The 14,559-nt window shown below is 32.1% G+C and carries 13 protein-coding genes and 1 pseudogene; 4 read left to right on the top strand and 10 right to left on the bottom strand.

The annotated features are described in order from the left end of the window. Window positions 1-23: 23 nt before the first annotated feature. Entirely contained in the window at window positions 24-788 is a 765-nt protein-coding gene (locus AP058_RS04010; protein WP_066307329.1) for a TIGR02757 family protein, read from the top strand. Between the two features lie 51 nt (window positions 789-839). Here the strand turns inward: AP058_RS04010 and AP058_RS04005 are convergent, their stop codons facing one another. Then, window positions 840-1,202 carry an STAS/SEC14 domain-containing protein gene (locus AP058_RS04005; RefSeq protein WP_066307132.1) on the bottom strand — a complete coding sequence of 121 codons (363 nt, stop codon included), beginning with the start codon at window positions 1,200-1,202 and terminating at the stop codon, window positions 840-842. A gap of 510 nt (window positions 1,203-1,712) precedes the next feature. Between AP058_RS04005 and AP058_RS04000 the strand changes: the two genes are divergently transcribed. Together AP058_RS04000 and AP058_RS16610 are read left to right on the top strand one after the other, a co-directional pair. Continuing rightward, window positions 1,713-2,147 carry a hypothetical protein gene (locus AP058_RS04000; RefSeq protein ID WP_066307131.1) on the top strand — a complete coding sequence of 145 codons (435 nt, stop codon included), beginning with the start codon at window positions 1,713-1,715 and terminating at the stop codon, window positions 2,145-2,147. 246 nt (window positions 2,148-2,393) lie between these two features. After that, window positions 2,394-2,629 (top strand): annotated as a pseudogene (locus AP058_RS16610) (DUF305 domain-containing protein); the annotation flags it as partial. 148 nt (window positions 2,630-2,777) lie between these two features. On the opposite strand, the gene AP058_RS03990 reads toward AP058_RS16610, so the two are convergent. The 3 genes from AP058_RS03990 to AP058_RS03980 all read right to left on the bottom strand — a co-directional run bounded on the left by AP058_RS03990 (window position 2,778) and on the right by AP058_RS03980 (window position 4,566). Then, a complete protein-coding gene (locus AP058_RS03990) occupies window positions 2,778-3,290 on the bottom strand; it encodes a PRC-barrel domain-containing protein (protein WP_066307126.1) in 513 nt (170 codons plus the stop codon). A gap of 1 nt (window position 3,291) precedes the next feature. After that, window positions 3,292-3,879, bottom strand: a complete 588-nt coding sequence (locus tag AP058_RS03985) for a hypothetical protein (protein WP_066307124.1) — start codon at window positions 3,877-3,879, stop codon at window positions 3,292-3,294. Between the two features lie 339 nt (window positions 3,880-4,218). Next, a complete protein-coding gene (locus AP058_RS03980; RefSeq protein WP_082706571.1) occupies window positions 4,219-4,566 on the bottom strand; it encodes a discoidin domain-containing protein in 348 nt (115 codons plus the stop codon). A 558-nt stretch (window positions 4,567-5,124) separates the two neighbouring features. Here AP058_RS03980 and AP058_RS03975 point away from each other — a divergent pair. Beyond that, window positions 5,125-5,709 carry a helix-turn-helix domain-containing protein gene (locus AP058_RS03975; RefSeq protein ID WP_066307122.1) on the top strand — a complete coding sequence of 195 codons (585 nt, stop codon included), beginning with the start codon at window positions 5,125-5,127 and terminating at the stop codon, window positions 5,707-5,709. Window positions 5,710-5,763: 54 nt separating this feature from the next. Here the strand turns inward: AP058_RS03975 and AP058_RS03970 are convergent, their stop codons facing one another. The 6 genes from AP058_RS03970 to AP058_RS17065 all read right to left on the bottom strand — a co-directional run bounded on the left by AP058_RS03970 (window position 5,764) and on the right by AP058_RS17065 (window position 13,760). Next, window positions 5,764-7,452 carry a DUF4983 domain-containing protein gene (locus tag AP058_RS03970; RefSeq protein ID WP_066307121.1) on the bottom strand — a complete coding sequence of 563 codons (1,689 nt, stop codon included), beginning with the start codon at window positions 7,450-7,452 and terminating at the stop codon, window positions 5,764-5,766. Window positions 7,453-7,514: 62 nt separating this feature from the next. Then, entirely contained in the window at window positions 7,515-8,195 is a 681-nt protein-coding gene (locus AP058_RS03965; protein WP_066307119.1) for a phosphonatase-like hydrolase, read from the bottom strand. 77 nt (window positions 8,196-8,272) lie between these two features. After that, window positions 8,273-9,433: a TIGR03364 family FAD-dependent oxidoreductase gene (locus tag AP058_RS03960; RefSeq protein WP_066307118.1), complete on the bottom strand. Its 1,161-nt coding sequence runs from the start codon at window positions 9,431-9,433 to the stop codon at window positions 8,273-8,275. 37 nt (window positions 9,434-9,470) lie between these two features. Next, the gene (locus AP058_RS03955; RefSeq protein WP_197413377.1) at window positions 9,471-10,751 is read right to left on the bottom strand and encodes a DUF5690 family protein; all 1,281 of its coding nucleotides are present in this window, start codon (window positions 10,749-10,751) and stop codon (window positions 9,471-9,473) included. Between the two features lie 133 nt (window positions 10,752-10,884). Beyond that, window positions 10,885-12,288 carry a TonB-dependent receptor domain-containing protein gene (locus AP058_RS17070; protein ID WP_231739515.1) on the bottom strand — a complete coding sequence of 468 codons (1,404 nt, stop codon included), beginning with the start codon at window positions 12,286-12,288 and terminating at the stop codon, window positions 10,885-10,887. A gap of 68 nt (window positions 12,289-12,356) precedes the next feature. Then, window positions 12,357-13,760 (bottom strand): TonB-dependent receptor, encoded by a 1,404-nt coding sequence (locus AP058_RS17065; RefSeq protein WP_231739512.1) that lies wholly within the window; start codon window positions 13,758-13,760, stop codon window positions 12,357-12,359. Between the last annotated feature and the right edge of the window lie 799 nt (window positions 13,761-14,559).

Raw genomic sequence — 14,559 nt, 5'->3', positions numbered from 1 at the left:
AATTAAAGCTATACTACATGCTTATTCCTGAAAACGAATTAAAAGATTTTCTTGATTCAAAAGTACTTCAATACAATACTGTAGATTTTATAGAACCTGATCCTATCAGTGTGCCGCATCGGTATTCTTTAAAAGAAGATATTGAAATTGCAGGATTTCTTGCGGCAACAATTGCGTGGGGAAACCGAAAAATGATTACTAAAAATGGACATCGCATGATGGATTTAATCGGTAATTCTCCCTACGATTTCGTGATGAATCACAGCGAGTATCAGTTAGAACAACTAGAAGGATTTGTACATCGAACGTTTAACGCAGCTGATTTTAAATATTTTATAAAAGCGTTGCAACATATATACACCAATCACAATGGCTTAGAAGCAATTTTTATAAAACATCAAACAGAGCACTCGCTGCAGCCCGCAATTCATGAGTTAAACCAAGCTTTTTTCGGAATTTCGCACCAAACTAGAACCAGAAAACACGTAGCCGATCCAAGCAAAGGATCAGTTGCAAAACGCATTAATATGTGTTTGCGCTGGTTTGTACGAAATGATAATTTGGGTGTAGATTTTGGAATTTGGAAACAGATTCCACCTTCAAAGCTTTCTTGTCCGCTAGACGTTCATTCGGGCAATGTGGCTCGAAAATTAGGACTTTTAGAACGCAAACAGAACGATAGTAAAGCGTTAGCGCAATTAGACACAAGTTTACGGCTGTTAGACCCGAATGATCCCGTAAAATACGACTTCGCTTTATTTGGTTTAGGAATATTTGAAGATTTTTAATTTAAATCTATCTTTTAAGACATATATATAATTTTTTTTGGCTCATTCGTGTTATTGACTAACCCATAAAATTGCGTCATCATACTTTTCTTTTGCAAAACCTTTAAATTCTCCTGGCATAATGTAACTAAAGGCATTTGTAAAGCTAATAATAGTAGACGAATCGATTACAATTGCTGCGCGGTGCCATTTTCCCAAATTTTTTAGCCCCAACATTGCATCTTCAAACCAAGCACCAGCAGTAAAATGAGCTATATCAGTATCCAAATACAGTAAAAAATTAATTTGATCTGTTCTTGCAATTAATCGTTCTATGGCAGGAATTACAACGGTTTGGTAATTTTCTTTAGTGACTGCTCCAGTTGCCTTAAAAGCGGGAATGTTTTTTGGAGCTTCGTTTATTAATGTAATCATAATTGAACTTTTTTAAATTTATTATACAGTTAAAGCTATAATTAGTAACGTTTAAAAACTTACAGGATTATTTTTCCTTGTTTTAAAATTTCAATCTGTCGCTAGGTAATTAAGAGAGATAGAAATTTTTTAGATAAAAGCTTGTTTTATTTACTTGTTTAAATAATAGAACTATAGATGTGAATTCTGTAAATCGACGCGGAGAATAAGTTCTAATTTTATACTTCAGATTTCAAGCAAATCTTTAGTAATTAATTTTTCTAGGAAAAATAAAAATAAAGAAAAAATTGAATTCTTTTTGGTCGGATTGTAAATTCGACTCGATAACAAATTGACCCAATGCCTTTTATAACGAAGAACACGGGTTGTCAGGTTGTTGACTTAGCTGTAATGGCGCATGCGCTTTCCACCCGTTCGTGCATGCATTAGTGCTTATGTCTTTGATTATTAAAAGATCAGTTAAACAACAACAGTAAAGGTGTGGGTCAATTTTTAAAAAAATAAAAAAATATGAATAGCAATAACTTATTAGCAGGTTTAGGTGGTGCAATAGTATTAACCTTGTTGAACGAATCGTTAAAAGGTGTAAATGATGATATGCCTCGCATTGATTTAGTTGGAGAAGAAGCAGTCCAAAAAACGGCAGCTTTTTTTGGACTGGAAATAGAAAATGCTGATGCCTTATTTGGTACAACGCTTGTAGGAGATATTATTAGTAACGGTACGTATTACAGCTTAATTGGTGGTGAAGGAAATGAACTGTGGAGCAACGCGGCTTCGGCAGGATTGCTTGCTGGTTTGGGAGCTGTAAATTTACCAAGCAAAATGAATTTGGACGATGCACCCGTTGCAAAATCATTTACAACTAAAGCCCTTACAGTTGGTTACTATTTGATGGGAGCATTAGCAACTGCAGCAATTGTTCGATTGATGGAGAAGAAATAGCTCGTAAAAAATACATTTGATAAAAAAGCCCTGTAAATTAGTAGTTTACGGGTTTTTTTTGTCATTATTTTTGGATAATAGTATATCGAATATTCTTTTTTTAATTCTGGCATTCTTCATTGCGTAAAATTGATGACAGCGTTTCCATCAAAGGTGAATAAATCCTTTTTTTTTGAGAATTATATGTTTGATAAAAATAAAAGAGGCTTTCCTTGCTTTAAATATTTTTCATTTTTTTTAATCATTACTGTACTGCTTTTCGGAGGCGCTTTAACGTTAGTAAGATTGCAAAGTGCTGTTATTGGTGATATTTTCTACATGAAAGGATGATTCCACACCACTCAATTGCCATTTTGGTCAGCAAAAGAGCATAGTTAAAAGATCCCGAAGTTCGTAAGCTTGCCGATGCAATTATTAAAGCTCAAGAAAAAGAAATAGCAGAAATGAAATCGTACATAAAACGCTTAGAAGCTGAACAGTAGTATGTTATTGACTCGTATTTATTATCGGCAAAGTTTCAAATAGAATCAGTTTATTTGAAACAAAAAAAATCCTCCAGAAGATGGAGGATTTTATATTTATCAATTGGCATTATAAGTAATTTTACTTAATACAAAGTATTTTTATTTTTTACAATCTATTTTTTCTAAAATTTATGTTATCGTAAAAATTATCATCTAATTCGTAATCAACCTCAGTTTCTGGACGATTGTATGAATTTAAGATTGCGACTTCATAATCGCGGTCAAACTGTGTTCCGCGTTCGATTCTTTTTGTTTCGGCAAAACGGTTGAAATCTACTTGTTCGGTGTACACAATTTTTCTTCCAAGATCAAGATGTGCCAATCCAATAGGTATTATGAGATGATTTTCTCCATCCTTATTAAGAAATTCATGCACTCCACCAGTTGTAGATTTACCGTACGGCGTATGATTTGTGGCAATTATATCAGTGTTTACTTCAACATCCAGATAAACCACTCTTTCTTGAGATTTGCTAACTAGTAAATTGTCTACTTTTCCGATTTTAATTTCATTTTTGTCTAAGACCTCCCATCCTATAACGTCTTTATCTTCATCTGCAACCTCATAATTAGACAGTTCATCGAGGTAGTATAAGTTTTTTTCTTTGTGTGTGCTCATCTTATTGTTGGTTCATGTTGGTTAATAATTCTCCTGCGCGTTTAAAAAAGTCTTTAACTGCTGCTTTTTGCTCTAGCGTTAAAGTTTCATTCTGTATCTTATTTACAGAACTTTTAACATCACTTAATTCGGTACTTAGATTTTCAAATTTTTGAGTCTGTACTTTTGTCAAAGCTTGTACAATAATTTCTCCAGCCGATTTAATTTTATTTGCATGATTTCCATCCATTGGATCTTTAGTAATATAATCGGCATCGGCTCGTGCTGTATCTAAGTCGGCATTAATATCTACGTTTACAGAATTAGCTACTGCTTCGGTTGCTGCAATTAGCTTAAGTAAAGCATTATTTGAAAATTCGTGATCCAGATCCATTTCACTATTATCAGCAATAAACTGATTATATTCTGCTACTTTTTCATCTGCAACAGTAGGCATTACAGTAGTGTCTTCCGTTACTAGTTCCTTCTTATCTACAATTGCATCATTTTCGTCATAGACAAAAAAGTAATAAAGTCCTGCTAGAATTCCTGCTAAAAGTAGCAACCAAGGCCAAATTGGCTGTTTTTTTTTGATTTTAATTTCTGCCATAATTTAATTTTTAGTTATTAATAATTGTTTCAACTCTTACGTATACAAATTTTTCAGCTTTTTCCAAAAGCAATTAATAATTAGAAAACAGTATGAATGCTTAGCAATAAATAGCTGTATACTAATTGTATCTGTAATTATAACAGCAAGTTACGTTAACTAAAATTGCAAAATGTTACATAAATCACACTAATTAGATCACTAAAAAAATGGTATTTCATAAATAAATTATTTCGATAGAGCAGCATGACGAGAATATAAACAACTTAAAAGAGTTCATGATTTGAAAAAATGAAAGCTCCTTCTCTGCAGAAAAGGAGCTTTTATTTATTCATTTATTTATTTTAAAAAGTACGGACTGACTTCACCTAGGGCAACAAATGCAGCGCCGCTATCGTCATACCCAGATTTTATAATCATTCTGAAATATCGGTACGTTTCTACGTCTTTGTATTCGGCTAGTTGAGGTGCAATAGTGTTTAGCAGATTAAATTCACCTAAAGTTCTCCAACTCTCATTGTTGTCACTCACCTCGTTTTCTATAAGTTTCACGCCGCGACTCCCGCTTTGACGCTGGGCAAACTCTATACCGTTAACTTTATTTAAAGTTTTCATGTCAACAGTTATAGTATGGGGATAACTTGATTGAGTGACAGAACAAGTAGACCAGCAAGAAAAACGATAGATCTAATTATTTCCAATCGAGTTCGTGGTCAAAGTACAACTAATTTACAGATGGAAAAACTCTTGATACCTTATTGGCAAGATAAACAAGAATATGCGAACTCATGACTACATTTTAAAATAACGAGCCGCGAAATTCACTAATTAGAATTAAAATAATTTAAAGTAAAGTGCTTAAAATTTGATCTGAACAAACGGTGTACTAAGAGAGAAGCATGAGCTAATGGAAGTTTTGAAAAAAAAAGGAAGGTATTTTTATACCTTCCTTTTTTGTGGAGTGAATGGGACTACAATCGAACATTTAATACCTGTTTTGACGTTTTTTAAAAGCTTAAAATAGTATAAATATAATAAAACAACGTCATTGCCTTCAGATGAAGTTGTTAGTCTTTCTATGGAATGTCATGGACAACATTCGAACATCTTAAACCAATTGTAACCTTTTTTAAATATCTAAAATAAGCTTCAAGTTATTAAACGAAGCAATTGCAGAATAATATTTATCCGTACGGCAAGTGCATTGCTAATTATATTATATTTACCATTTAAACTGAAGTTTACATGGATGATTTTTTAATAGGTATTGGAAAAAGACTAAAAGAAATTAGAAAGAAAAACTTGCTAACTATTCATGAAGTCGCCAATATGGCTGGTGTAAGTAATGGATTAATTTCAAGAATCGAAAACGGCAGAACCATTCCCTCATTACCTGTTTTAATTGAGCTAATACAATCCTTAAATACAGATGTAAGTTATTTTTTTGAAGGCGTTGAGAATACTAAAAACTCTAAATACCTTCATATTAAAAAAGAAGATTATCAAAAAATAGAAAAAGAAGACAAAGCCGAAACAAAAGGTTTTAACTATTATCATATTTTTAGCAAAAGTATCAATTCTATTGGTTTTGAAGCTGTTATTCTTGACGTTGAACCCAATTGTGAACGTGAAAAAGTTATTACAGATGCTTGGGAATTTAAGTATATTATCAAAGGAAGTGTAACTTACCTAATTGATGATGTTGAAGTAATTGTTAACGAAGGTGATTCATTATGTTTCAACGGAAGACACCCTCACGTTCCAGAAAATAGAACAACACAAAATTGCGTAATGTTGGTGCTCTATTTTTACTCAGAAAGTAATAGTTAAAAAGGTCACCTCCCAAACAGAGATAACCTTTTAAAAAACAAAAAAACAATTTAATTAATTCACTGCAGGAAGCCAAGAACGTCCATCGAGTAGCCAACCTGAATTGATTGGTACATTAAGCCATTGTAGAGACGAATAGGCTATATCAACCATTTTAGGAACAACACCAGTTGTCGTTCCACATTTTAAAGTTGTACTACTAGTAGTCCAAGTTGGAGTAGTGAGAAAAGTAATATTAACTTGTTTTGAACTTGAATCTATAAAGCTATTACCTGAACCATTATCACCTTTCCAGTATCCAATTAAATTTGAATAATCAGGATTAGAAGGTGTAATAGAAGAACAGGTATAATTACGAATCGATGCTTCTGGCAAAGCTTTATTCCATACACGGACTTCTGCAATATTTCCGTTTACATTTGCTGGATAAGTCAAAGTACCATCTTGCCCAATAGCAAGAGGTAAACCTGAAGTTAAACTTCCAAATGAGTCAACAATAGCGGCCTGACCAACAAAAGCCCCATCTTGATACGTTTTTACTAATTTTGAGGAGCGGTCTACCACTAAACTCAAATGGTGCCATTTACTATCAGTGATGGTTCCACCAGATATGTCGACACGATTTTGAGTATCTCCAATGTTCACTTTCCATTTTCCTCCAGTATTAGCAGAGATAACAAATCCACGGTTTTTACCACTTGCCCAGTTTTTATTAGAAACAAGTGAGGGATCACTAGAATAAGTTGACGTTTTTACTCTACACTCTACAGTAAAACTTGAAGTCCCAAAATTGTAAAGGGAATTATTTGTTGAAGCATATACGCTATTAGCATTAAAATTGGCGAATTTACCCGTAATCGGCGTTGTAGTATCAACTGGCTTTTCAATTTTGTTCGAAGTAAAATTCTTATTGTGAAAGATCGTAAAAATATTTCTCTCTTGGTATGATGATCCTCCATGAGAACCTGTTGAACCTGTAACTATACCACCATGGTCAGGTGCTATAATAACCAGCCAATCTTCATCTGCATAATTGGGTCTGTTTTTTAAAGCAGTCAAAATTTCCCCGATATAACCATCCGTTGTTTCAAGAGCAGATTTGTATTGTGGAACATTCATCGAGAATCCGTAACTGTGACCAGCATGATCTACATCATCAAAATGCATAAACAAAGCATCGGGATTATCGGAAGAAAGTGCTGTAATTACTTCATTTTTTACTTCCAAATCTGTTGCAAGTGTCTTTTCAACATCAATTCCGTCAACAATATAGGTGTTAATTGGTAGCCAATGTACTATTGACATTGTTTTTAATGCACTATTGTAGGTTTCAAGACGTTTAAGAAAACTTGGATAAGTTCCGAAATTTGGGTTTGAAAAGGAATTGTCTGTTACTCCATGTTTTAAATGGGTAACACCGCTTAGCATTGTTGACCATCCATTTCCGCTCCAAGTTGGAGATTCCGTCAAAGCATCAAAACTATAAACAGCGTTAAGAAGTAAAGCATGAACATTTGGTGTATTTGCGACCAACAAAGCATCTCCACGGCAACCATCAATACCTATAATCAAGACTTTTTTAATTCGATTGCTGACCGTTGCAGATCTAGCTGTTTTAGAGTTGTTTGCATTCTTAGTTACTGCTTGTTTATCAGTTACAAGTGCATCATCATTTGTACAAGAAGCTAGTAAAAGCAAACTTGCAAAAATTGTAACATAACTTAATCTAAAAAAAATTTTCATGAATTTAATTATTTAGGGGTTACTACTAAATTTACTTTTAAACGAACTTCTAAAGGGTTTTCTCAATGCATAATGCTATATAATAATGCCAGAGAATCTAAAATATAATCTGGTTTTGCTTCTTCTAATTGTTTTCTGGTTTGAGCTCCTGATAAAACACCAATTGTGACACCACATTTAGCATTTTTACCTTCTTCAATGTCTATGGCTGAATCACCCGCTTTCAAAACTTTTGAGGCATCTTCAATTGCAAATAATTGCATGGCTTTGTATATCATATCTGGATAAGGACGTCCAAATTCTACATCATCTGCTGTAATTAAAGCATCGTATTGAATGTCTTTTTTCCAGTTTAATTTCTCTAGTAATGTATGAGCAACATGACTACTATATCCTGTATTTAAAACTATTTTTATCCCGTCTTTTTTTAAGCTTTCGAGGACTTTTTCAACCCCTTCAATAGGTAAAACATTTGCAGTTAAGTATTCTTGATCTAATATTTCTTTAAAATATTCGAATATTAAATGTGCTTTTTCAACATCATTACTATTTAAGTGTTTCAAAATATCTTCTATAGCTTGAAACTTTTCCTTACCTGCTCCTAAAGACAAAACCACTTCCAAAGAAACAGCAATGCCAAATTTGTTAATGGATTTGTGTAAAGACTTGTAAACTATATTTTGCTCATTTATTGTTGTTCCTGCCATATCAAAAACAACCATTTCAATTTCATTAATTTTCATTTTGTGTATTTTTTTATAGACATGCAATGTGCATGTTGATAGTTTAAGGATGCTTTTTTAATTGCTTATTTCTAAACTTAAGTGTTGAATATTTTAGCAATATTATACTTCGCAAATCCTGCACTTCCTGTCATTCCTTTACCTCCAATTCCCGTAATAATGTGAATATTTTGATCAACAGTATATTCAAAAATATCTTTGTTTTTGCATTGTGAGTACATTCCAAACCACCTCTTTTGGATCTCATAATTAGGTAAATCAATTATTTTTTTTGCTTCCTCAATCATGAAATTGTCAATGTCCATATTCAAATCAAATCCTAAAGAATCTATCTCTTTTGCACTCGCATATTCGTGCGAATCTCCTAAAATTACCGATCCATCCATAGCTTGTTTGAATAAGATATGAACACCATATTTTTTCTCAAAACTCTTCGGATTTTCTTTGGCTTTGATGGATTGATAAGAAGGACATTCTTCAAAAGATTCATATCTTCTTATCGTTAATCCTGTTAGGATTGAACCATTCAATTTATAATTATTTTGTTGCGGTTTGGTTTGTAACATCTGAAGTTTAGAAACAATCAAATCACTGTTATTGTATATTTCAGGATATAAAATTTTGAAATCACTACCATTGCAAATAATTATTTTAGATGCTTTGTATGTTATCCCTGTCGAAGTTATAGCAACAACTTCACCAACGTTATTTTCCGTATTTACAACCGAAGTATTAGTGTATAAATCAAGTCCCAAATTTAAAATCATGAATTCATGTAATTTATGGATCATAGTATTTGGCTCGACAGTAACTTCCTGAGGAAAAAACAAACCTCCTTTGCAATAATCAGCCCGTAAACCATCATATTTTACAAGACATTGTTCTTTGGTCAACAAAGTAGACATATAATCATTCGACATATTAATCTGATGTAGTTCTTCTATCAATTGCATTTCTTCCTCGTTTGAGGCTAAATATATTGTTCCATTCTGACGTAGATTAATATCAAACTGCGATTGAATATTTTTATAAATATTTAAGCTTTCTTTGCCAAAGTTTTGCCATTTTCTGTCCATTCCAGATGGTACAACCTGTCCAAAATTTCTAACAGTTGCTCCTTCAGGTTTACCGTTTTTTTCTAAAATAGCAACTGACATTCCATTTAATAAAGCATGATAGGCATGAAACGTACCTAAAACTCCTGATCCAATTATGATTAAATCATATTTATCTTTCATATGTAAATTGTTTAAATTATTAAATTTTTTTCTTTATTCAAGTGTATAAAGGTGTTGTGGTAATCTTGATCGTTTTATTGAATTTTCGTTTAAAGTAATTATAGGACATTGCTGTAGTTATTATTCCTATAAAAGATAGCAGATAAATACAGGTGGTAAAGAAGCTTAATAAAGAAATATGTTTGGTACCAAAATTTTTAAAAAGTAATACCAAGACACTTCCTAAATAGCCAAAAGCATCGGCGATATAGATTAAAAATCCAGAATTTCCGTTTATTCGGTAAGTTGCAATCATTCGGTCAAAAAATAAACCGTTAAATGGAATATAACAAATGTACATGCCAAATCCAGAGATCATCATCCAAGGAAATGGAGATAATAAATGCTTTTGAAACAAGAAAGTAGTTATTGCAATAAGAACAGAACCGATAAATAAAACCAAATGATAATTTTTGAAAGCTTTGTAATTGTTTTTCATACTCCCTAAAAAACCTAAAATGACCAAGACGGAAATTGCAATAGGAATCTCGGAATACATATAAATAGATATGCTCTCTTTATATCCTAATGAATCCCATAATTCTCTAGCAAAATTATCTCTAAATTCTCTCATTGCCGTTAGCATAGCATAGAATATTATAATTGCAGTTAAAGGAAAAGCAAATTGTCTGAATAACGATGCACGCTCTTTTTTATCAAGAGGTTTCCTTTTTGAACGTAGAGCCAAATCTTCACAATCTGGATTGGGAATTTTTTCTAGAAACAATGAAAATAGTATTAGCGGGATAATGAAAATTAGACCAGAGACAAATGGCATCCAAAATTCTGAGCATCCCAGAATAGTCAATACAAATACCCCAACAGATTTTGCTGCTCCAGAGGAAACAATAAAACTTGAACATAAAATAACTCCCAATAATTCTGTTGTTTTCCTTCCTTCGATATACGAAAAAACAATTCCCCAAATCATGCCTAACGGCAGTCCGTTTATGAACAAAAACAAAATATTATATGGCGCGGGTGTTAAAGCAAAACCTAAAAGAGCCAGTTCTGAAATGACTATAAAACTAATTAGATATAAGATTCGCTTAGAAGATTTTAATTCTGATATAATTTTGATTCCCAAAAACTTTGATAGTGTATATCCTAAAACTTGTGCTAGAATCAACAATATTTTATAATCAATTCCCCAAAAAGACATCTGATCAAATGTTGCTACCGTAAAGGGTTTTCTAAAAGCATACATGCAAAAGTAAGTACCAAATGCCGCTATGGAGGTTTTTAATATAAATTTGAAATTAGATGTTTTTTTAGTCATTATTTCTTAAGAATTGAATATACGTTGTAGTTTAAATTTAGAAAAATTTTAACTACTTTTTATAAACCCATTGGATGTAATAGATTAAGAAAAATAAAATCAGCAAATGTCCAACGGGTTAATTTATAGATTTTTACAAATTATATTTTAAACCCAGATTAAACTTTGGTCCATAATACTCTACCTGCTTTGGTCTATCTGGTGTTGGTCCAAAATGATACATTAATGATTCGTTCAGGACATTAACAACATCGCTAAAAATTGTAAAATGATCTCCTATTCTATATGATATAGAAAAGTCTAGGGAATTGTATTTTCCATAATAAATATCATTTATATCAGTATTTTTTGCACTAGCATCAAAACTTATAGCATACGCTCCTTTGTGATTAAAAGCAGCTCTTACATTAAAGCCTCCTTTTTCATAGAACAATTGTAAGTTGTATAATTCTTTTGCCTGATAAGGGGTTGATACTTTTCTTCCGTTAGGATTATTAATGTTTTTACTAAGAGTCATTGCAGAATTCATAAGCGTAGCATTGATTTGGGTTCCAAAATATTTAAGAAATCCTGGTAAAAAGGTGAATCTTTTTGTTATTCCGAATTCAAGTCCTCCAATCCAAGCGCTTCCGCCGTTTGCAGGTGAGCTTATTTCAATATCAGGAATTCCATTTATCGTTCCTTGATAAGTATCATCAAATATTGGATCTGTAATGGATTTATAAAAAATCCCAGCATTGATGACTCCCACTTCATCTAGAAAATATTCCCCTAATAAATCAAAATTCCAAGAATAGGTTGGATTCAAGTTTGGGTTCCCTCCTGTATATTCACCATCAATAGTATTTAAAGATCCCGCTGGCGAAATGTCTCCGTAGTTTGGTCTTGCAAATGTTCTTGTTGTGGCAAAACGAAGGTTTAAATTCTCAATTGGAGAATATTTTACATGTAACATTGGAAGTACTGAAGTATAACTTTTTGTATTTTCAACATCTATTACTGCTTTATCCACTACAGTTTTACCTGTAACTTGTGTTATTGTATTAGTCACTCTAAGTCCTCCTAAAACAGTCCATTTATTTGATATCGAATACGTAGACATTGCGTAAGCAGAAGATGTTGTTTCTCCTACGTTAAAGTTTCTTCCCAAGCCTTTTCCTAATTCGGGAATTTGAGAATCTGCAGGATTTAAAACTAAATTTCCTTGACCTGAATTGTATAATTTATTCATTCCGTCAGTAGATAGAACTGGACCAAAACTACTTCCAATAGTAGTACCCATTTCCTTTCTCAGATAATCTGTGCCGCCTGGCTGGCTAACTAAATCTTGGCTATAATTTGATAAATAGGGCGTTGGTGATCCTGTCCAATTATAATATTCATCTCTAAAAGTGGCAATACGATCTTTATCAGTTAATTTTAAACCAAATTTCATTTTAAGATTATCATTAAAATTTTGCTCGTAGTTTACAGTAGCAATAATATTATCTCTTTCTACAATGCTAATTTTATACAATTCTAGAGTAGCAAATTTCATTTTTGTTGGATCTGTTTTGAAATTTGGATCTGAGTAAAAATCAAATATTGATTTAGGATTTTTAGGATCTAATAATCCCCCATCTGTAGCCCAATAAGCTCTTGGCCCACCAGCTCCTCCATTGCCTGCAGATTCATTTTAATGTATTCAGGCTTAACCCCAACTCCAGTTTCATTAAACTGAATTAAGAAATAGCTGTTATCTGTTGCATTTGGAATATTTCCATACTTAAACTTATTTTGATAAGAAGCTAAACTCCAATCTAGATTTCCATCTGTTAATTGATGCTTTCCTCCTAAATCAATACCACGAAATTGAGTCATTAATTCATTATGAATATTTTGTTGCTCTACAGTTAAAGCATTTGTTGTACTATTGAATTTATCAAACCTAATACGGTGTTTGTAGTGTGTTTCTAGATCAGAAAGTCCACCATAAGTTGCCTTGATAAAAATTTTATCTCTTGATGAAGGATTAAATTCCATTGCAGCATTTAAACCAGTTGTTTTTCTAACTCCAGTATAATCTCTTAATTCTAATCTGTAAACACCTTTGTCACCTTGTCTTCTGGCTTCATAATTATCCGTTGCCCAGTTTCTGCTCCAATACGTACCATTAACAATGTAACCGAATTTTCCGTTTTTACTTTTGTTCCCAATAGTAAGTGATCCGCTGTAAATTCCTTTATCTGATTTTTGATTGTAGCCACTAAAAATGCTAGCTTTAAATGTCTTTTTTGTTGGTGCTGTTTGTGTTGTGAAATTTACACTTCCGCCAATAGCATCTCCATCCATATCAGGTGTAATGGCTTTTGTGGCTTCAACATACGCAATAAGATCTGATGGAAAAAAGTCAAACGCAGTAGCTCTTGAAGTCGTTTCTTCTTCCGCCGTTGGAATCCTGTTACCGTTAATTGTTGTAGAAGACCAGAAAGGAGGTAATCCCCTTACTGAAACAAAACGCCCTTCGCCTTGATCACGTTCTATTGAAACTCCCGGCATACGTTGTACAGTTTCCGCAGCATTACGATCTGGTAATTTGCCAATACCATCTGCAGCAATTACGTTTACTATACTCATTGATTTTTTTTGCATGTTCAGCGCTCTTGCTTCACTATTTCTAAGACTCATTCCGCTTATTACAACTTCATTTAATTCTTTCGAATTTGGTTCTAATTTAATGATACCCAAATTAACTTGTTGATTATCATTAATTGCAATTTTGATAATCTTTGCTTCGTATCCTATATACGAGATTTTCATTTCTAAACTTCCAGATTTTATATCTTGTATTGTGAAATCTCCATTAAAATCTGTTGTAACTTTTTGGTTATTTGATAATGCAATAGTAGCTCCAGGAAGTGGAGATTGATTATCGCTAATATTTCCATTTATTGTCGCGTTTTGAGCATTTAGGTTTTGTACTAAAAATAGAGCTGAAAAAAAAACGGTGAACTTTAAAATTCTTTTCATAATTACTTGTTTACAAATATTAAATTTATTAACGCAAATTAATAGTAAAATTTATAAATAGTAAATAAATTAAGATTATCTAATTGTAAAAAAAATGCAAATTTTATTAACAAATTTTAAGGATCTGTAGATAACATATTCATCATGATGATTATTGATGTAAAAGTTTACTAGTGCATAAATTAAATAGAAGAGTACAAAAATAATACATCTGAAAAGTGCGAGTAATTAATATGGTAGTACAAAATTGGATTAAGTAACTTGAAGCTTCTTACATTGCAGTCCAAAAACATAAGGAGAATTAAATTAAAATTGCTAGCTTAATTTATGTGATATTATTTACATAACAGCAAAGGATATGAAGTTACGAAGTAAACCATGACCTGACAGTGCGGAGAATGAATGACGGATATTGCTGTATAAACAAAGAAAATGACTAGGAAGTATTCCCTTTTTATGTTTACTTTTAATTTCATCCAATAATAACGCTAATGCTTTCTGTTTAAATAATTACTACTCGATAGGTGTAAAGATTTCTGTGATGAGCAAAAAAAAATATAATTTTTTAATGGAATTTCTTTGTAGAATGTAAGCGATTAAAGTTTAGTTATTTATGGCTATTTTAACCCTTTTAAAGATTTAAAAAATAGTATAAATACAAAGACAAATAACGCCATTGTCTTACAATGCCGTTATTTGTCTTTGTGTGGAAGTGAATGTGAGCACAATCGAACAAATTGTTCCTATTTTAAATTTTATGAATGACTGCGTTTTAAATAATTAAGTATTTGATTATTAG

It is taken from the genome of Flavobacterium sp. TAB 87 (assembly GCF_001529295.1).
Taxonomy (GTDB): Bacteria; Bacteroidota; Bacteroidia; order Flavobacteriales; family Flavobacteriaceae; genus Flavobacterium.
The sequence above is the reverse complement of the archived record's forward strand: the minus strand, read 5'-3'. Positions and strand labels throughout refer to the sequence as shown.